Below are 18,385 nucleotides of genomic sequence, written 5' to 3' on the forward strand. Positions count from 1 at the left end.
ATGGCAAAGCTTCAAGCGCGCGCCCAGGCCGAGGGCAATGACGACGGCCTGAAGGAAAAGATGATTGCCGTGAACCGCGTCACCAAGGTGGTGAAGGGCGGTCGCACCCTGAGCTTCGCGGCTCTGACGGTGGTCGGCGATGGCGATGGTCGCATCGGCATGGGTAAGGGCAAGGCCAAGGAAGTGCCGGTTTCGGTGCAGAAGGCCATGGACTCCGCACGCCGCAACATGTTCAAGGTCAGCCTGAAGAACGGCACCATCCACCACCGCGTGGTGGGTGAGCACGGTGCTGCCCGCGTGCTGATGATGCCGGCCCCCGCGGGTACTGGCATCATCGCCGGCGGCCCGATGCGCGCCGTCTTCGAGGTGATGGGCATCACGGACATCGTGGCTAAGAGCCATGGTTCCACCAATGCCTACAACATGGTCCGCGCCACGCTGGACGCCCTGAAGCACTGCTCGACCCCCGCCGAGATCGCTGCCAAGCGCGGCAAGTCGGTGGAAGAGCTGTTCAGCTGAGCCGCACGGGAGAGACACGATGACTGATGCCAAGAAGACCTTGACGGTCAAGCTGGTTCGGAGCCCGATCGGCTGCAAGGATTCCCACCGCGCCACCGTGCGTGGCCTGGGCCTGCGCAAGCTCAACAGCCAGAGCGTGCTGGAGGACACTCCGGCTGTCCGCGGCATGATCAACAAGATCGCCTACCTGGTGCAGGTGCTCTGAGCGCCGCATCGACGAGGAATCGAAACATGCAACTCAATTCCATCAAGCCGGCCGACGGTTCCAAGCACGCCAAGCGTCGCGTGGGCCGTGGCATCGGTTCGGGTCTGGGCAAGACCTGCGGCCGTGGCCACAAGGGTCAGAAGTCGCGTGCGGGTGGCTACCACAAGGTGGGCTTCGAAGGCGGTCAGATGCCGCTGCAGCGTCGCCTGCCCAAGCGTGGCTTCAAGTCCGCTCAACTGAAGTTTGCGGCCGAGGTGACTCTGGCTGAGCTCCAGCTGCTGGAAGCCGCCGAAATCGACGTGTCCCTGCTGAAGGCCGCTGGCCTGGTCAAGCAGCTGGCCAAGTCGGTGAAGGTGATCAAGTCCGGTGAACTGACCAAGGCAGTGGTGCTCAAGGGCATCGGCGCCACGGCCGGTGCCAAGGCTGCCATCGAGGCGGCCGGCGGCTCGCTGGCCTGAGTCTGACGACCCAACGAAGAACACGTTCTCTCGTGGCAAGCACTCCTTCTCAACTCGCCAAGTCGGGCAAGTTCGGCGACCTTCAGAGGCGGCTGGTCTTCCTGCTGCTTGCGCTGGTGGTCTACCGTATTGGTGCCCACATCCCGGTCCCCGGGATCAATCCGCAGCAGCTGCAGTCTCTGTTCGAGAGCCAGCAGGGCGGCATCCTGAACCTGTTCAACATGTTCTCGGGTGGCGCCATGTCGCGCTTCGCGGTCTTCGCGCTGGGCATCACGCCATACATCTCGGCGTCGATCATCATGCAGCTGATGAGCTACGTGGTGCCGAGCCTGGAAGCGTTGAAGAAGGAGGGTGAGTCCGGGCGTCGCAAGATCACCCAGTACACCCGTTACGGAACACTCGCGTTGGCCATCTTCCAGTCGCTGGGCATTGCCTTGGCACTGGAGAGTTCGGCCGGTCTCGTGCTCAGTCCCGGGCTTGGCTTTCGCCTGACGGCGGTGGTCAGCTTGGTGGCAGGTACGATGTTCCTGATGTGGCTCGGCGAGCAGATCACTGAACGTGGTTTGGGCAACGGGATCTCGATCCTGATCTTCAGTGGTATCGCGGCTGGTTTGCCGACGGCCATCGGTGGTCTGTTCGAGCTGGTGCGCACCGGCGCCATGAGCATCATCGCCTGTCTGTTCATCATCGCTCTGGTGGTGGGTGTGACTTATGCGGTGGTCTTTGTGGAGCGGGGCCAGCGCAAGATCTTGGTGAACTACGCCAAGCGTCAGGTGGGCAACCGGGTGTACGGTGGGCAGTCGTCCCACCTGCCTCTGAAGCTCAACATGTCGGGCGTGATTCCACCGATCTTTGCGTCGTCGATCATCCTGTTGCCGGCAACGGTCGTGGGCTGGTTTGCCACCGGTGAAGGCATGCGCTGGCTGAAGGACATCTCGTCGGCCTTGTCGCCTGGGCAACCGATCTACGTGATGCTGTACGCCGCGATGATCGTGTTCTTCTGCTTCTTCTACACCGCCCTGGTGTTCAACAGCCGGGAAACGGCTGAGAACCTGAAGAAGAGCGGGGCGTTCATTCCTGGCATCCGTCCGGGGGAGAACACGGCCCGTCACATCGACAAGATCCTGGCGCGGCTGACGCTGGCGGGCGCGGTCTACATCACCTTGGTGTGTCTGCTTCCCGAGTTCCTGGTGCTCAAGTACAACGTTCCGTTCTATTTCGGTGGGACGTCGCTCTTGATCATCGTGGTGGTCACCATGGACTTCTGGGCCCAGGTCCAGTCCTACGTGATGAGCCAGCAGTACGAGTCGCTGCTGAAGAAGGCGAACTTCAAGGGTTGAGCGTGGGCCGCTGCCTCCGGGCGTCGTCCTCAAGAGTTTGAAACAGTGATGCATCCGTTGCCTGGTCGGCGGGTGCGGTCCGGCCTCTTCCGGGAGACCGGTGATAGAAGAGGTCTAGGAGAAGATCATGAAAGTCGCAGCATCTGTGAAGAAGATGTGCCGCAATTGCAAGATCATCCGCCGCAACGGCGTCGTGCGGGTGATTTGCACCGACCCGCGTCACAAGCAACGGCAAGGCTGATCGGCCTGTACTGACAGCGCATCCGAGGAAGCAACATGGCACGTATTGCTGGTATCAACATTCCGCCGCACAAGCACGCGGAGATCGGTCTGACCTACATCTACGGCATTGGCCGCACCACCGCACAGAAGATCTGTGACGCCGTGGGCATCCCTTGCTCCAAGAAGGTCAAGGACCTGACCGACTCGGATCTGGAAAAGATCCGGGAAGAAGTGGGCAAGCTCACCATCGAAGGCGATCTGCGCCGCGAGCAGTCCATCAACATCAAGCGTCTGATGGACCTGGGCTGCTACCGCGGCTTCCGCCATCGTCGTGGCCTGCCGATGCGCGGCCAGCGCACCCGCACCAATGCCCGCACCCGCAAGGGTCCGCGCAAGGGCGCCGCGGCGCTGAAGAAGTAAGCAGCGGTCTGCAACTGTCTTAGAGTCTCAAAAATGGCCAAAGCACCTGCCAACTCCGCTGCACGTCGCGTCAGCAAGAAGGTCCGCAAGAACGTTGCCGATGGCATCGCGCACGTTCACGCGTCCTTCAACAACACCATCATCACGATCACCGATCGTCAAGGTGGCGCTCTGTCCTGGGCCTCTTCGGGTGGCCAGGGCTTCAAGGGTTCCCGCAAGTCCACGCCTTTCGCTGCCCAGGTGGCTGCTGAAGTGGCGGGTCGTGCCGCCCAAGAGCAGGGCATCAAGAACCTGGACGTCCGGATCAAGGGCCCCGGCCCTGGTCGTGAATCGTCGGTGCGCGCCCTGGCTTCGCTGGGCATCCGCATCACCTCGATCTCTGATGTGACGCCGGTGCCGCACAACGGCTGCCGTCCGCAAAAGCGTCGTCGCATCTGATGTTGTGCGAACACCGTAAGGTGTTCGTATAATCGAGAGTTCTGCTGCCGGCAACGCGCACGCGTGTTGCCGGCTTGTTTCATCACACAAGCCCACCGTTGGTCGCCGCGTGTGCGGACGCCAACCTGTGGCGGGTTTCGGAGTGCCCAAGCGAGGCATGTCCGGGGCGTGCCGCCACAGTCCAACCTGAGGAAAGAACGTGGCACGTTACCTGGGCCCCAAGGCCAAACTGTCCCGCCGCGAAGGCACCGACCTGTTCCTGAAGAGCGCCCGTCGCGCCATCTCGGACAAGGCCAAGTTCGACACCAAGCCGGGCCAGCATGGCCGTACTTCCGGTGCACGCACCTCTGACTTCGGTCTGCAGTTGCGCGAAAAGCAGAAGGTCAAGCGCATGTATGGCGTGCTGGAGCGTCAGTTCCGCCGCTACTTTGCTGAGGCCGACCGTCGCAAGGGCAGCACTGGCGCCAACCTGCTGACGATCCTCGAATCGCGTCTGGACAACGTGGTCTACCGCATGGGCTTCGGCTCCACCCGCGCTGAAGCACGTCAGCTCGTGTCGCACAAGGCCCTGACCGTGAACGGTCAAGTGGTGAACATCCCTTCCTTCCAGGTGAAGGCGGGTGACGTGGTGGCTGTGCGTGAGAAGGCCAAGAAGCAGACCCGTATCGCTGAAGCGCTGAAGCTGGCCGAATCCATCGGTCTGCCGGCCTGGGTGCAGGTCGACGCGAGCAAGCTTGAAGGCGTCTTCAAGAAGGCTCCGGACCGCGATGAATTCGGTGCCGAGATCAACGAGTCGCTGATCGTCGAACTGTACTCGCGTTGATGACGAGGGGGCCCTCTGGGCATCCCTTTCAGATTCTCCCGCTGCGGCATGCCGGTTCCGCAGCGGGTTTTCGCTTTCCGGCGTGGTCCGTCAGCCTTATCGGTGTAACGAGCCGAGGGTATTGAGAGGAACAGGACTTACATGCAAACCAATCTGCTGAAACCCAAGGCAATCGTGGCCGAGCCCCTGGGCGGGCATCGCGCCAAGGTGACGCTGGAGCCGTTCGAGCGTGGCTACGGCCATACGCTGGGCAACGCGCTGCGCCGGGTCCTCCTGTCGTCGATGGTGGGCTATGCCCCGACGGAAGTGACGATCGCGGGTGTGCTGCACGAGTACTCCACCGTGGATGGGGTGGCGGAAGATGTGGTTCACATCATGCTCAATCTCAAGGGCGTGGTGTTCCGTCTCCACAACCGCGACGAGGTGACCCTCGTGCTGCGCAAGGAAGGCGAAGGCGCGGTCACGGCGGCTGACATCCAGACGCCTCATGACGTCGAGATTGTCAATCCCGAGCATGTGATTGCCCACCTGGCCCAGGGTGGCAAGCTCGACATGCAGATCAAGGTCGAAAAGGGTCGTGGTTATGTGCCTGGCAATATGCGGCGCTACGGCGATGAGCCCACCAAAGCCATCGGCCGCATCGTGCTGGACGCCTCCTTTTCCCCGGTCAAGCGCGTGAGCTATGCGGTAGAAAATGCTCGCGTGGAGCAGCGTACCGATCTGGACAAGCTGGTGATGGAGATCGAGACCAACGGTGCGATCTCTCCGGAGGAGGCCATTCGCGCCTCCGCCAAGATCCTGGTGGAGCAGCTGGCTGTCTTCGCGCAGCTCGATGCCGGCGAAATCATCGACATCACCTCTGGCAGCAGCGGTGGCAAGGGCGCCAGCGGTGCGGTCTTTGATCCGATCCTGCTGCGTCCGGTGGACGAGCTCGAGCTGACCGTGCGCTCCGCCAACTGCCTGAAGGCTGAGAACATCTATTACATCGGCGATCTGATTCAGCGCACCGAGACCGAGCTGCTGAAGACGCCGAACCTGGGCCGCAAGTCGCTCAACGAGATCAAGGAAGTGCTTGCTTCCCGCGGTCTGACGCTGGGTGCGCGGCTGGAGAACTGGCCGCCTCAAGGCCTGGACAAGCGCTGAGCTTGTCCTGGAGCGCGGGGTGACCCGCCTCCGGTGCAACCGCCAGTACCTGATACGGCTGGCGGTATGAAACAAGGAAAGAAAGGAAAGCACCATGCGTCATCGTCACGGTCTGCGTAAGCTGAACCGCACCTCTGAGCACCGCGCCGCCATGCTGCGCAACATGTCCGTGTCCCTGCTGCAGCACGAGGCCATCAAGACCACCGTGCCCAAGGCCAAGGAACTGCGTCGCGTCGTCGAGCCCCTCATCACCCTGGCCAAGGTGGATTCCGTGGCCAACCGTCGTCTGGCTTTTGCCCGCCTGCGTGACCGCGATGTGGTCACCAAGCTCTTCAATGAGCTTGGCAAGCGCTATGCCGAGCGTCCGGGCGGCTACACCCGCATCCTGAAGATGGGTTTCCGTGTTGGCGACAACGCGCCCATGGCTTTTGTCGAGCTGGTGGACCGCGCGGAGGCTGTTGAGGCCCCCGCTGAGGCTGCTGCCGAATAATTTTGAAAAATGTGTCGACAGGTGCTTGACGAAGCCTCTAAATCGACACATAATAGAATTCTTCTGTCGCGGGGTGGAGCAGTCTGGTAGCTCGTTGGGCTCATAACCCAAAGGTCGCAGGTTCAAATCCTGCCCCCGCAACCAAGGATCTAAAAAAACCGCGCGCCGCGCGGTTTTTTTTCGTCCCTACGGTGCGTACCGCGCGAACGCGGGCCTCGGATAGCCGCATCTGCTGCGTTCACGGACAGGTCCTCAGCGCCTGCCGGCGCTGTGAATGTGGCGCGGCGGCGGTCCGCTTCGCATCCGCATATTGACCCCGCTGGGGCCGGCGCCTCGCCGGGTTGTGCCGATGTGGCGGCTGGGCTCCTAGAATGGCGCCCCGGTGTGCGGGCTCACAGCTTCCCGTCTCCGTATGCGCCCGGCGTGGGCGCGATTGTCTAGAGGTGATTCAGTGTTCATTTCCAATGCCTATGCCCAGTCCGCGGACGCCGCAGCCGCGGGCCCCATGGGGACCCTCGGTAGCCTGCTGCCGCTGGTGCTGATGTTCGTGGTGCTCTACTTCATCATGATCCGGCCCCAGATGAAGCGGCAGAAGGAGCACAAGGCCATGGTGGATGCCCTGGCCAAGGGAGATGAGGTGGTGGTGGCGGGCGGCCTGCTGGGCCGTATCGCCAAGGTGTCCGAGTCCGTGCTGCACGTCGAGGTGGCCAAGGACGTAGAGATCCAGGTGCAACGCGCCTCGGTGGTCCAGGTGTTGCCAAAGGGCACGCTGAAGTAAATCCGATGGGGCTTGCGAGCCCCTTTTTCACGTTTCGTCCTGCGAAGGTCCAGCCGCTGGCGCGGTGGGTGGCTTCATGAATCGATATCCGCTCTGGAAATACCTGCTGCTGTTGTGCAGTCTGGTGGTGGGCCTGGTCTATTCCCTGCCCAATCTGTTTGGTGAGGCGCCTGCGGTGCAGGTGTCCAGTGGCAAGGTGACTGTAAAAGTGGATGCTGGGTTGCGCGACCGCGTCGAGGCGGCGTTGGCGGCCCAGGGCATTGAAGCGGTCTACGTGCAACTCGATGGGCAGTCGGTGCGCGCCCGTTTTGCGGACACCGACACCCAGATCAAGGCCAAGGATGCGATCGCCAAGGCGATCAACCCTGATGCGGCCGATCCGGCCTACATCGTGGCGCTCAACCTGGTGCCGCGCTCTCCAGCCTGGCTGGCGGCGTTGCATGCCCAACCGATGTTTCTGGGACTCGACCTGCGGGGTGGGGTGCACTTTCTGATGCAGGTGGACATGAAGTCCGCGCTCACCAAGCGGGCTGAGAGCGTGGCCGGTGATGTGCGCGCGACGCTTCGCGACAAGAACATCCGCCATGCCGGCATCCAGCGCGATGGTGAGCAGGTGCAGATTGCCTTCCGGGAGGTGGCGGTGCGTGAGCAGGCGCTCACCTTGCTGCGTGACGTGCAGCCGGACATGGTCTGGACCCCCGGTACGAATGGCCAAGGCGACCCGTCGCTGGTGGGCGCCCTCTCGCCTCAGGCGGCCGTGCGCGTGCAAGAGGCCGCGCTCAAGCAGAACATCACCACGCTGCATAACCGCGTCAATGAGCTCGGCGTCGCTGAGCCGGTGATTCAGCAGCAGGGCCTGGACCGTGTGGTGGTGCAACTGCCAGGGGTGCAGGACACGGCCAAGGCCAAGGACATCATTGGCCGTACCGCGACGTTGGAGATCCGCTTGGTGGATGATTCCGCCGAAGCTGCTGCGGCAGCGGTGGGCGGGGCACCGGTGCCGTTTGGCACGGAGCGCTATGTGGAGCGCGGGGGTGGACCGCTGATCGTCAAGCGCCAGGTGGTGCTCACGGGTGAGAACCTCACCGATGCCCAGGCAGGTTTTGACGACCACCAGCAGCCGGCGGTTCATTTGACGCTGGACGCCAAGGGGGCGCGGATCTTCCGCGACGTGACCCGCGAGAACATCAACAAGCGCATGGCCATCCTGCTTTTTGAGAAGGGCAAGGGTGAGGTGGTCACTGCGCCGGTGATCCGAGCCGAGATCGGTGGCGGCCGGGTGCAGATCTCCGGGCGGATGACCACCCAGGAGGCGAACGACCAGGCGCTGCTGCTGCGTGCCGGCTCACTGGCCGCGCCGATGGAGATCATCGAGGAGCGCACCATCGGTCCGAGCCTGGGTGCGGAGAACATCGCCAAAGGCTTCAACAGCGTGATCTGGGGCTTTGCCGCCATCGCGGTGTTCATGTGCGTCTACTACGCCTTGTTCGGCCTTTTCTCCACGCTGGCCCTGGGCTTCAACCTGCTGCTGTTGGTGGCGGTGCTGTCTATGCTGCAGGCCACCCTGTCGCTGCCCGGCATCGCGGCCATCGCGCTGGCCCTGGGCATGGCAATTGACGCCAATGTGCTGATCAATGAACGGGTGCGCGAGGAGCTGCGCGTAGGGGCCAGCCCGCAGGCGGCCATCCATGCCGGCTATGAGCGCGCCTGGGCCACGATTCTCGACTCCAACATCACCACGCTGATCGCGGGCGTGGCCTTGCTGGCTTTCGGGTCTGGTCCCATCAAGGGTTTTGCGGTGGTGCATTGCCTGGGCATCCTCACCTCCATGTTCTCGGCGGTGATGTTCTCGCGCGGTCTCGTCAACCTCTGGTATGGCCAGCGTCGCAAGCTCAAGTCGGTGTCCATCGGGCAGGTCTGGCGCCCTGTCGACACGCCTGCGCCGTGAGTCCTGTCGGGGCACGTCCGCAGCTTCAACCCATCTAGAGTTGGTTCATGGAATTTTTCCGCATCCGTCGCGACATTCCGTTCATGCGCCACGCCCTGGTGTTCAACGCCATCTCGGCGTTGACCTTTGTGGCGGCCGTGTTCTTCCTGGTCACCCGTGGCCTGCATTTCTCCATCGAGTTCACCGGCGGCACGGTGCTCGAAGTGGCCTACGCCGAGTCTGCTGACCTGGAAAAGGTCCGGCAGACCGTCGAGGCCATGAACCTGGGCGAGGTCCAGGTGCAGAACTTCGGCACCTCGCGGGACGTGCTCATCCGCATGCCGGTGCGGGCCGGCCAAAAGCAGTCCGAGTTGGCGGGGCAGGTGTTCGGCCAGCTCTGCACTGCGGAGCAGGGTCAGGTGCAGGTGCGGCAGGAGACCACCGCGCAAGGGGAATCCATTTCCCGACCCGCCTGCCTGAAGGAGGCTCAGGAGCCGCTGCGCCTGTCCCGCACCGAGTTTGTCGGTCCGTCGGTGGGCGAGGAACTCGCGCTGGACGGCGCCAAGGCCCTCGCCTTTGTCGTGATCGGCATCATGGTGTATTTGGCGATCCGCTTCGAATGGAAGTTCGCGGTGGCCGCCATCGTCGCCAACCTGCACGATGTGATCATCATCCTGGGGTTTTTCGCCTTCTTTCAGTGGGAGTTCTCGCTGTCGGTGCTGGCGGCGGTGTTGGCCGTGCTGGGTTATTCGGTCAACGAGTCGGTGGTGATCTTTGACCGGATCCGTGAGGCCTTCCGCAAATACCGCAAGCTCAGCACGACGGAGGTGATTGACCACGCCATCACCTCGACGATGAGCCGCACGGTCATCACCCACGGATCCACGCAGATGATGGTGCTGTCCATGCTGCTTTTCGGCGGTCCGACCCTGCATTACTTTGCTGTGGCGTTGACCATCGGCATCCTGTTTGGCATCTACTCGTCCGTGTTCGTGGCTGCGGCGATCGCCATGTGGCTGGGGGTGCGCCGCGAGGACCTGATCAAGGGGGGTGTGCCCACCCGGGACAAGGACGACCCGTCCGATCCCAACGCGGGCGCGGTGGTGTAGTCGGCAGCGCCTTCCCTGGCCCGGCTGAATCCGACGCTCCAACAGGAATCTTCGCCACATGCCCCCTAACGCCTCCCGCCCCCAGGCCGCTGCGCAGCATTTGGTGGACCAGGCCCGCTCTTGGTTCGTGGAGCAGTTCCTGACGGATCTGGAGGCGCTTCGCGACCAGGCGCTGGAAGCCCTGCACACTTTGGTGGGCCAGCCCGCCGAGCGTGGCGTGGCCCAGCAGCGGCAGGATGCCTTGCGGGAGATGACCCAGAACGGTGATCGCTGGCCGGAACGGGTGCGCCAGGCCATCCGCGCCTGGCCGGAGCGCGGTGCGGGTGCTGCCACCGGTTCCTCGCTCAGTGTGTTGAGTCAGGGCGACGGGCAGTACGAGCTGGTGGACGATGACACCATCCAACGCACCATCCTGACCTCCCGCCTGTCCTTGGCCCTGCTCGATCAGGCGACCTGGGAGTTTGCCGACCTGCGTGCGCGGGTGACGCAACCGTTGGGGCAGTCGGATCTGGATGCGGAGGACATCTTTCGCCCGCAGGTCCTGGCCCGCTGTCTGTTGTGGGGCTGGACCGAGTCCGATTTGCCGCTGAGTCTCTGGCGCGCCCTGGAAGCGCCGATGCACAAGGCCTGTGCGGGGCATGCCCAGCGCTGCTACCAATCCACCAATCGGTGGATCGTGGAGAACGGCGGACTCCAGGAGATCGACCTGCGGGCCTTCATTCGCCGTGCTGACGGCGGGGGGCCGGCTTCCGCGGCGGCGCCGGCACCGCAGGCCCCTGCGGCGGAGGCACCGCCCGAGACGACGCACGCAGCGCCGGCTCCGAGCAGCGGCTTGGCCGTGGCCGGTGGGGTCATGGGGGGACTGGCGATGGCGGGCGCCGTCCCGTCAGGGGCGCCGGGGGCGGCCTTGCCGGGTGGCGGCGCGGCGGAGGCCGTTGGAGAAGCGTCCGCTTCGGGCCCCGGTGGAGAGCGATCGCCGGGTGGCCTGCAAGGCCTGGGGGCGGCGCTGGGCGCCTTGATCACGCGGGCTTGGCCCGCCTCGCTCTCGGCGCGGGGCGCCGCAGGGCGCGCTGGCCGTGGTGCAAGCACGGGCGCCGCGGGTGGTGCCAGTGAGGGCGGTGCAGGCGCTGAGGCATTTGGCGGGTGGGCGGGCCCGGGTGGAGAAGGCGGTGGACCGGGCTCAACCGGTGGCGGACGTTCGGGCGGCGGCTTGGGTGGCATCGTGCTGCCGGCGCGCTGGGCGGCCGCGGCTGCGGCGCACCTGACGCCGGGTCAGGCCCAGGCCATGGGGGAAGAGACCCGGATGATGACCCGGCAGCCGGATCCCGCCTCCATGCCGGGCGAATTGGTGGTGCAGCACCTGAGTGACCTGGTGGAGCGTCAGGTCCCCGGCTTCCGGGACGGAGGGGAAAAGGCCGGTAAGGCGCCTTCCCAGCGCCTGGTGCGGGCCATGGCGCAGGTGCAGCAGCGCCTGGAGCAGCAGGCCACGCAGCCCATGGACCAGGCGGACCCCGTCGGTCCCATGGTGCGGGAGTTTGCCGAGCAGACCCGGGCGCTCAAGCAGGCGGCGGAGTCGCCCAACGAGCGGGCCACCATCGAGCTGGTGGCCCTGATGTTCCAGAACATCCTGACCGAGGAGCGCATTCCGCCGACGATCCGCATCTGGTTTGCCCGGCTGCAGATGCCCACGCTGCGTGTGGCCTTGGCGGAGCCCGAGTTCTTCACCAGCACCGAGCATCCCGCACGGCGCCTGATCGACCGCATGGGCGGCTGTGTCATGGGCTTCGAGGGTGGCGGGCAGGTGATTGGAGCGCCCCTGGAGGCGGAGATCCGTCGTATCGTGCAGGTCATCGAGGCCTTCCCGGACACGGGACGGCGGGTGTTCAAGACGGTGCTCAAGGAGTTTGAGCGCTTTCTCGAGAAGTACTTTCGCGAGCAGAACGAGGCGTCGCGGGCGGGCGTTTCACTGGCGCAGCAGATTGAGCAGCGTGAAACCCTGGCCATCCAGTACACGATCGAGCTGCGCAAGATGCTGGCGGACGTGCCTGCGCCGGACGAGGTGCGGGACTTCATGTTCCACGTCTGGGCGGATGTGCTGGCCACGCATGCGGTCCGCCAGGGGCCGCAGAGCGACGATGTGCGACGGGCGCGTGATCTGGCCTTGGACCTGATCAGCCTGTCGGCTTCCAAGACCATGGTGGCGGAGCGCGAGGAGATGGTGCGCAAGGTGCCGGGGGTGTTGGCGGGCTTGCGTCATGGCATGGCCCTCGCCGGTTTGGACAGGGAGCGGCAGACCCAGGTGGTGGAGACGCTGACCGAAACCCTCGCCACCGCCTTCAGCGCCCGTGCGCCCAGCCTGGGGGCGGATCAGTTGGAGCAGCTCAAGCATCGCCTGGCCACCATCGAAGACTTGTTGCCCGATGAGGGCCTGGACCTGGACGACAGCTGGGTGCTAGACGAGGCCAGCCACCAGCAGGAAGGTCTGGAGATCGTCGCTGACGGCGGCTCCATGCCCGCGCCGGCCCAGATCAAGATGGCGGCGGAGCTGGAGCTGGGCAGTGGCTTCCAGCTCCAGTACAAGGGCCGGCGTGATTTTGTCCGGCTGGCTTGGCAGGGCATGCACCGGCAGCTCAGCCTGTTCGTCACCACACAGGGTTTGTGCCTGCTGTTCCAGAAGGCCCGGTTGGCGGCCTACCTGCAGGCCGGTCTGCTGGTGCCGACCGAGGATGAACCCCTCACCGCCAGCGCCTCGCGGCGCGCCATGCATCAGTTGCAGGCGCATCCGGAGCGCTTGGTGCAGTGATCGGCCGCGGTGTGATTGGGCGCGGTGCGCCGGGAAGGCGCAGGCCGCCCCAGTCTCAGTGGAACAGCCTATCCTCAGGCGAGACAAACAGCTCGTCCAGCACCAGGGAATCGGGTTCCTTGCCCAGGCTCCAAAACACCATCAGCACGATGACCTTGAAGTCCTCCAGACTGATGGGATGGATGCCGATGGCGCTGGCCCGGTCGATGACCAGTTCCCGCATGGCGGGCGAGAGCACCCCGGCGGATTCCAGGAAGCACAGGAAGCCCACTGACGCTTCGCCCAGCAGCTCCTGCTCCTGAGGCAGGTAGACCCGCATGCTGGGGCGTGCGCTGGACGGCTCGTCCACCAGCTCGCGCTGGGCGGACAGGTCCCGCAGCCAGCTCAGGGCTTCTCGGATTTCCTCGGCCTCGAAACCGACGGCAGACAGCTTTCTGGCCAGCTGGACGTCATCCGGGCAGGCCTCCGGCCGCCAGTAGTTCTCGTACAGATAGACCAGCACATCAAACATGCGGGGGACTATACCCGAGGCCTTCCCGCGCGCCGGCGGGGTGGGCGTGCCCCCAAGCCGCGTGCGGTGCGCCCGGCGCGTCAGCCTGCGCGGACCACCCGGCCATCCTCGTGGCGGCACAGGTGCCCTTCCAGCTCCAGTGTCAGCAGCTCGACGAGCAACTCGGCGGCTGGCCGGCCGGAGCGCAGGCAGAGGGTGTCCAGGTCCACGGGGTCATGACCCACCCATTGCAGCAGGTCCTGGGCGGCCGGCGGCGCGGCGTCCATGGCTGGCGCTGTGGAGCGTGCCACGTCTGGCGCACGGCCGCTCCAGCCCAGGTTGTCCAGCACCTCGGCAGGGTCCTCCACCAGCAAGGCGCCTTGCTTGATGAGCTGGTGACAGCCACGGGACTGCGGGTTGTGGATGGACCCCGGGATGGCCATGACGTCGCGGTTGGCCTCCAGAGCCAGCCGGGCCGTGATCAGCGAGCCGCTCTGGAGGTCCGCTTCGACCACCAGGGTGCCCAGGCTCAGCCCGGCGATGATGCGGTTGCGCCGGGGGAAATGCGGAGCCAGGGGTGGCGCGCCCGGCGGCAATTCACTCAGCAGCAGGCCGTCTGCGGCGATCTGGTGGGCCAGTGGTTTGTGGCGCGCGGGGTAGACGCGGTCCAGGCCTGTGCCGACGACCGCGATGGTGGGGGCGCCACCGGTGGCTTGTCCGGCCAGGGCGCCTTCATGGGCGGCCGCGTCGATGCCCAGTGCCAAACCCGAGACGATGGTGATGCCGGCCTCGGAGAGGGCCTTGGCGAAACGGTGCGCCGTCTCTTTGCCGGCCGGCGTGCAACGGCGCGAGCCGACGATCGCCAGGCAAGGGGTGGCGAGCGCGGGCAGGGCGCCCTGGGCGAACAGCAGGGGCGGTGCGTCAGGGCTCTGGCGCAGCAACTCCGGGTAGGTGGCCTCGTCCCAGCCCAGCACATGGCGTTGGGTGGGAGCGCCGTCGAGCCACTGCTGAATGCGCTTCAACCGCGTGCCCAGGTCCTCTTGCGTTGCCCTCAGGCCACGGGTGGCGGCAGGTCCCGCCAACTCCAGCAAGGTGGCCTCAGGGGCTTGCAGCGCTGCCTCGGCCGAACCCAGGGCCTGTACCAGGCGGCGGGCGGTGGCCGCCCCGACGCTCGGCGCCCCCAGCAGCCGCAGCCAAGCCAGCAGCGTGGCGGGCGTCATGCCGTCCCGGCGCTCAGGGTTGGCTGAAGGTGTCGCCTGGCGACACAGGTTGCTGGACGTTGACGATCAGGGCGTAGGACATCTTGCGGAACACCCGGAAGACGAACAGCAGACCGTGTTTCTCATGGGGCACCACCACCTGGGCCCGGTCTTCAGAGGTGCGGTCGGTCCATTTGGCGCCCGCACGCCACAGGCTCAGCACGTGGCCGCGTTCCAGGCCGTGTTCGGTACCGCGGTTGAGCGTCACGATCTGGTTCTGGCCTGCAGTCAAGGCGTCCCCATAGATGCCGACCACCTTGCCGGAGAGCGGTTGATTCGGCGCATGGGGCATATAGCCTTCCAGATCGCGCGCAGGCTGTGGTGCCAGACGATCGCCGACGCCGGCCTCCTCGCGCAGATAGGTCACCGAAATGGTGGAGGGAATCACCACCGATTGCTTGCCTCCCTGCTGCGAGTCGCCCTGGGCGATGACTTCGGCTGAGCCGACGTAGCGGGCCTCATAGCCGAGCAGCTCCCGGGTGTCGGGGTCCAGCAAGGGGCGCGCCTCACGGTACAGGGACCAGTTGCGGGCCTTGTCCACGGCGCCGCGCACGTAGGCGCTTTCGCCCCGGGAGACCATCATGCGCCCGGCCTGGGTGGCCACGATGCGGGGGGCCTGCTCCATTTGGTCGGCCTCGAGGATGACGGCCTCATTCAGGAAGGGACCGATCAGCCGCAGCGACACGGCGGCCACGGCCTCCTCGGCCAGCGCGCTCTCACGCACCCGCGGGCCCAGTGTGCGGGTCTGGGTGTCCTGGGACATCCCGGCCCCCACCGGGCGCGCCACGGCCAGTCGGGCCATGCCGTCGGCCTTGATGAGGACCAGGTGCTGACCGGGGTAGATCAGGTGGGGGTTGCGGATCTGCTCCAGGTTCATGCCCCACAGCTCGGGCCACCGCCAAGGAGAGCGCAGAAACAGTTTGGAGATGTCCCAAAGCGTGTCGCCGCGCTTGACTGTGTAGCTGTCGGGCGCGTCTGGCGCGAGTTCGGACAGGGGCACCCCCGCGGTCGCTACGCGTTGGGCCGTGTCCCGTTGTGCCGTTGTGACGGGGAAATCGGTGGCGCCGGCCTGGGCAGGCAGCAGGGCGGCAGACATCAGCAAGCCCCAGCCCAGGGCAAGACGGGCGGTGCAGACGGAGGGAACAGGACGCATCAGCAGGATCTCCGGGACGCCGGGGGGGCAATGCAGTGGTGCAACAATCCGGGGCGGTGCCGGAGGCTGGGAGTCCGGTGAAGGAATGTGTCCAGCCTCAACCGGACGCACCTCAGGGGCCGAACCTAGAAAATGCAGGAAATTCTGCCCCTAAACCCTTGATGCCGCAAACAAACTGCGCGCTTCAAAATGTACCGAACGGACCGCCGGCGGCCCCGGGCGTTGTGCCCGGTCCACAGCGGTCATGTCCAGCGCTCCCACGTCGCCCGTCTGCCCATGGCCCTGCTTCCCATCCTCCGCTATCCCGATCCCCGTCTGCACACCGTGGCCACTCCCGTGGCGGAGGTGGATGATGCCGTCCGTCGCTTGGTCGACGACATGCTGGAGACCATGTACGAGGCCGAGGGCGTGGGCCTGGCCGCCACGCAGGTCAACGTCCACCAGCGCGTCATCGTCATGGACACCTCCGAGGACCGCAAGCAGCCCAAGGTGCTGATCAATCCCGAGTTGGTGGCGACCAGTGCCGAGACGCGGCGCGGTGATGAAGGTTGCCTGTCGGTGCCGACGATCTATGACGAGGTCGAGCGCCATGTCCGTGTCACGGTCCGCGCGCTGGGTCGTGACGGTCAGCCCTACCAGTTTGAGGCCGAGGGCCTGGAGGCGGTGTGCGTGCAGCACGAGATGGACCACCTTGCCGGCAAGGTGTTCGTCGAGTACCTCAGTCCCCTCAAGCGTGAGCGCATCAAGACCAAGATGCTCAAGAAGACCCGAGAAGAGCAGCCGCGTCGGCGCTGAGCGGGGGTGAACATGCACGCACCTGATGCCTTGCCGGCCCTGTCCGCCCCGCTGCGCGTCGGTTTTGCCGGCACGCCCGAGTTCGCGGCCGTGGCCCTGCAGGCCCTGCTGGAGGCCGGCTTCACCGTCCCCTTGGTGCTGACCCAACCCGATCGGCCTGCCGGGCGGGGCATGAAGCTCAGCCCGTCGCCGGTCAAGCAGCTGGCGCTCTCCCGGGGGATTGCCGTGAGCCAGCCTCGCAGCCTCCGCCTGGATGGCCGCTGGCCCGAGGAGGCGGCATGCGGCCGCGAGGCCCTGGAGGCTGCCGGCTGTGATGTGCTGGTGGTGGCTGCCTACGGGCTCATCCTGCCGGCCTGGGTGCTGACGCATCCCCGGCTCGGCTGCCTCAACATCCACGCCTCGCTGCTGCCGCGCTGGCGGGGGGCCGCGCCCATCCACCGGGCCATCGAGGCCGGTGACGAGCGTACGGGCATCGCCATCATGCAGATGGATGAGGGCCTGGACACCGGGGCGGTCATCACCGCCGAGACGCAGCCCATCGGGCCGCAGGACACCACCGCCAGCCTGCACGACCGGCTTGCCGCCCAAGGGGGCAGGCTGATCGTGTCCGTGCTGCAGCGTGCGGCCCAAGGCCAGCCATTGGCGGCCCAGCCACAGCCGGCGCAAGGCGTGTGCTATGCCCACAAGATCGAGAAGGGCGAGGCGCACATCGACTGGCGTCTGCCGGCCGACCAGCTCGAGCGTCGGGTCCGTGCCTTTGATCCCTTTCCCGGCGCGTCCTTTGCCTGCCGCGGCGAGGTGGTCAAGGTCTGGCAGGCGCGTGTGCTGCCCGGGGTGGGCGCTGAGCCGGGCACCGTGGTGCAGGCCGAAGCCGGGACCGTCGTGGTGGCCTGCGGGTCGGGCGCATTGGCCCTGGAGACGGTGCAGCGGCCGGGAGGCCGGCGCATGCCGGTCCAGGCCTGGCTGCACGCCCTGGAGCAGGGGGGGGCCGCCCTGCGGGGCGAATGCCTGACGGGGGCTTGAAACTTCCCGGCCGGGGTGCCATCTCAAGGGGGGCGGGCGTCCGCTGGCGTCTGCGCCTGATTTGGAAGGAACGCTGATGTTCAACCTCATGAAGACCGCCGTGCTGATGGCGGGCATCACCGCCTTGTTTATGGCCCTGGGGTCCCTGCTCGGCGGCCAGACCGGCATGGTGCTGGCGTTGGTGGTGGCGCTGGGCATGAACTTCTTCAGCTACTGGTTCTCCGACCAGATGGTGCTGAAGATGTACAACGCCCAGGAGGTGGATGCGCAGAGTGCCCCCCAGTTCCACCGCATGGTGGCGGATCTGGCGCAGCGCGCCGAGCTGCCCATGCCGCGCGTCTACATCATTGACGAAGCGGCGCCCAATGCCTTCGCCACCGGCCGCAACCCCACGCATGCGGCCGTGGCCGCCACCACGGGCCTGCTGCGCGCCCTCAGCGAACGTGAGGTCCGGGGCGTGATGGCCCATGAACTGGCCCATGTGAAGCACCGTGACATCCTCATCTCGACCATCAGCGCCACCATGGCCGGTGCCATTGGCATGCTGGCCAACTTCGGCATGATGTTCAGCGCGCGTGACAGCGAGGGCCGGCCCACCAACCCCATCGCCGGTTTGTTGGTGGCGCTGCTGGCGCCGCTGGCCGCCAGCCTCATCCAGATGGCCATCAGCCGTGCCCGTGAGTTCGAAGCCGACCGCGGCGGCGCGGAGATCTCCGGCGACCCGGCGGCCCTGGCCTCGGCCCTGCAAAAGATCCAGCGCCTGGCGCAGGGGTTGCCGCTCGAAGCCGCGGAGCGGCATCCCGAGACGGCACAGATGATGATCATGAATCCGCTGTCGGGAGGTGGCCTGCGTGGGCTGTTCTCCACCCACCCGGCCACGGAGGAGCGCGTGGCCCGTCTGCAGGCCATGGCCTACGGGCCGCGGGGCTGAACAGCACGCGGCGACGGTGCGCCGCGCTCAAGCCGAGCACCGCGGCGGCCGATATCCGC

General features: G+C 65.9%; 20 protein-coding genes and 1 tRNA gene. 18 read left to right on the forward strand and 3 right to left on the reverse strand.

Annotated elements, in window-relative coordinates; genetic code table 11:
- The 15 genes from rpsE (at nucleotide 1) to G3A44_RS24050 (ending at nucleotide 12,675) form a co-directional block, all read left to right on the forward strand.
- Complete coding sequence (rpsE, locus tag G3A44_RS07915) at nucleotides 1–519, forward strand: 30S ribosomal protein S5 (RefSeq protein ID WP_163456973.1); 519 nt, start codon at nucleotides 1–3, stop codon at nucleotides 517–519.
- 19 nt (nucleotides 520–538) lie between these two features.
- Complete coding sequence (rpmD, locus tag G3A44_RS07920) at nucleotides 539–724, forward strand: 50S ribosomal protein L30 (RefSeq protein WP_163456974.1); 186 nt, start codon at nucleotides 539–541, stop codon at nucleotides 722–724.
- Between the two features lie 26 nt (nucleotides 725–750).
- Nucleotides 751–1,182, forward strand: a complete 432-nt coding sequence (rplO, locus tag G3A44_RS07925; RefSeq protein WP_163456975.1) for a 50S ribosomal protein L15 — start codon at nucleotides 751–753, stop codon at nucleotides 1,180–1,182.
- A 32-nt stretch (nucleotides 1,183–1,214) separates the two neighbouring features.
- Nucleotides 1,215–2,522: a preprotein translocase subunit SecY gene (gene secY, locus G3A44_RS07930; protein WP_163456976.1), complete on the forward strand. Its 1,308-nt coding sequence runs from the start codon at nucleotides 1,215–1,217 to the stop codon at nucleotides 2,520–2,522.
- Between the two features lie 127 nt (nucleotides 2,523–2,649).
- Nucleotides 2,650–2,763 carry a 50S ribosomal protein L36 gene (gene rpmJ / locus G3A44_RS07935; protein WP_028997278.1) on the forward strand — a complete coding sequence of 38 codons (114 nt, stop codon included), beginning with the start codon at nucleotides 2,650–2,652 and terminating at the stop codon, nucleotides 2,761–2,763.
- Nucleotides 2,764–2,798: 35 nt separating this feature from the next.
- Entirely contained in the window at nucleotides 2,799–3,164 is a 366-nt protein-coding gene (gene rpsM, locus G3A44_RS07940) for a 30S ribosomal protein S13 (RefSeq protein ID WP_163456977.1), read from the forward strand.
- A gap of 33 nt (nucleotides 3,165–3,197) precedes the next feature.
- Nucleotides 3,198–3,602 carry a 30S ribosomal protein S11 gene (gene rpsK / locus G3A44_RS07945; protein WP_163456978.1) on the forward strand — a complete coding sequence of 135 codons (405 nt, stop codon included), beginning with the start codon at nucleotides 3,198–3,200 and terminating at the stop codon, nucleotides 3,600–3,602.
- A gap of 199 nt (nucleotides 3,603–3,801) precedes the next feature.
- Nucleotides 3,802–4,425, forward strand: coding sequence for a 30S ribosomal protein S4 (gene rpsD, locus G3A44_RS07950; RefSeq protein WP_163456979.1), 624 nt, complete (start codon nucleotides 3,802–3,804; stop codon nucleotides 4,423–4,425).
- 141 nt (nucleotides 4,426–4,566) lie between these two features.
- Nucleotides 4,567–5,568, forward strand: coding sequence for a DNA-directed RNA polymerase subunit alpha (locus G3A44_RS07955; protein WP_163456980.1), 1,002 nt, complete (start codon nucleotides 4,567–4,569; stop codon nucleotides 5,566–5,568).
- Between the two features lie 94 nt (nucleotides 5,569–5,662).
- Nucleotides 5,663–6,058 carry a 50S ribosomal protein L17 gene (rplQ, locus tag G3A44_RS07960; RefSeq protein ID WP_163456981.1) on the forward strand — a complete coding sequence of 132 codons (396 nt, stop codon included), beginning with the start codon at nucleotides 5,663–5,665 and terminating at the stop codon, nucleotides 6,056–6,058.
- Between the two features lie 67 nt (nucleotides 6,059–6,125).
- Nucleotides 6,126–6,202 (forward strand) — tRNA-Met (locus G3A44_RS07965).
- A gap of 307 nt (nucleotides 6,203–6,509) precedes the next feature.
- Nucleotides 6,510–6,836: a preprotein translocase subunit YajC gene (gene yajC, locus G3A44_RS07970; protein ID WP_163456982.1), complete on the forward strand. Its 327-nt coding sequence runs from the start codon at nucleotides 6,510–6,512 to the stop codon at nucleotides 6,834–6,836.
- Between the two features lie 76 nt (nucleotides 6,837–6,912).
- A complete protein-coding gene (gene secD, locus G3A44_RS07975) occupies nucleotides 6,913–8,784 on the forward strand; it encodes a protein translocase subunit SecD (RefSeq protein WP_163456983.1) in 1,872 nt (623 codons plus the stop codon).
- A 47-nt stretch (nucleotides 8,785–8,831) separates the two neighbouring features.
- Nucleotides 8,832–9,872 carry a protein translocase subunit SecF gene (gene secF, locus G3A44_RS07980; RefSeq protein WP_163456984.1) on the forward strand — a complete coding sequence of 347 codons (1,041 nt, stop codon included), beginning with the start codon at nucleotides 8,832–8,834 and terminating at the stop codon, nucleotides 9,870–9,872.
- A 58-nt stretch (nucleotides 9,873–9,930) separates the two neighbouring features.
- Nucleotides 9,931–12,675 carry a DUF1631 family protein gene (locus G3A44_RS24050; protein WP_163456985.1) on the forward strand — a complete coding sequence of 915 codons (2,745 nt, stop codon included), beginning with the start codon at nucleotides 9,931–9,933 and terminating at the stop codon, nucleotides 12,673–12,675.
- Nucleotides 12,676–12,730: 55 nt separating this feature from the next.
- On the opposite strand, the gene G3A44_RS07990 is transcribed toward G3A44_RS24050, so the two are convergent.
- From G3A44_RS07990 to G3A44_RS08000, 3 genes are all read right to left on the reverse strand, one after another.
- The gene (locus tag G3A44_RS07990; protein WP_163456986.1) at nucleotides 12,731–13,186 is read right to left on the reverse strand and encodes a Smg family protein; all 456 of its coding nucleotides are present in this window, start codon (nucleotides 13,184–13,186) and stop codon (nucleotides 12,731–12,733) included.
- A gap of 80 nt (nucleotides 13,187–13,266) precedes the next feature.
- Nucleotides 13,267–14,385, reverse strand: a complete 1,119-nt coding sequence (gene dprA, locus G3A44_RS07995) for a DNA-processing protein DprA (RefSeq protein WP_163456987.1) — start codon at nucleotides 14,383–14,385, stop codon at nucleotides 13,267–13,269.
- 13 nt (nucleotides 14,386–14,398) lie between these two features.
- Entirely contained in the window at nucleotides 14,399–15,577 is a 1,179-nt protein-coding gene (locus tag G3A44_RS08000; RefSeq protein ID WP_163456988.1) for a LysM peptidoglycan-binding domain-containing protein, read from the reverse strand.
- 276 nt (nucleotides 15,578–15,853) lie between these two features.
- Between G3A44_RS08000 and def the strand changes: the two genes are divergently transcribed.
- From def to htpX, 3 genes are all read left to right on the forward strand, one after another.
- Complete coding sequence (gene def, locus G3A44_RS08005; RefSeq protein ID WP_163456989.1) at nucleotides 15,854–16,372, forward strand: peptide deformylase; 519 nt, start codon at nucleotides 15,854–15,856, stop codon at nucleotides 16,370–16,372.
- Between the two features lie 51 nt (nucleotides 16,373–16,423).
- A complete protein-coding gene (gene fmt / locus G3A44_RS08010) occupies nucleotides 16,424–17,395 on the forward strand; it encodes a methionyl-tRNA formyltransferase (RefSeq protein WP_163457067.1) in 972 nt (323 codons plus the stop codon).
- A 76-nt stretch (nucleotides 17,396–17,471) separates the two neighbouring features.
- Nucleotides 17,472–18,326, forward strand: coding sequence for a zinc metalloprotease HtpX (gene htpX, locus G3A44_RS08015; RefSeq protein ID WP_163456990.1), 855 nt, complete (start codon nucleotides 17,472–17,474; stop codon nucleotides 18,324–18,326).
- The last annotated feature ends 59 nt before the right edge of the window (nucleotides 18,327–18,385 follow it).

This window comes from Ideonella livida, assembly GCF_010499455.1.
In the GTDB taxonomy this organism is placed as follows: Bacteria; Pseudomonadota; Gammaproteobacteria; order Burkholderiales; family Burkholderiaceae_C; genus Ideonella; species Ideonella livida.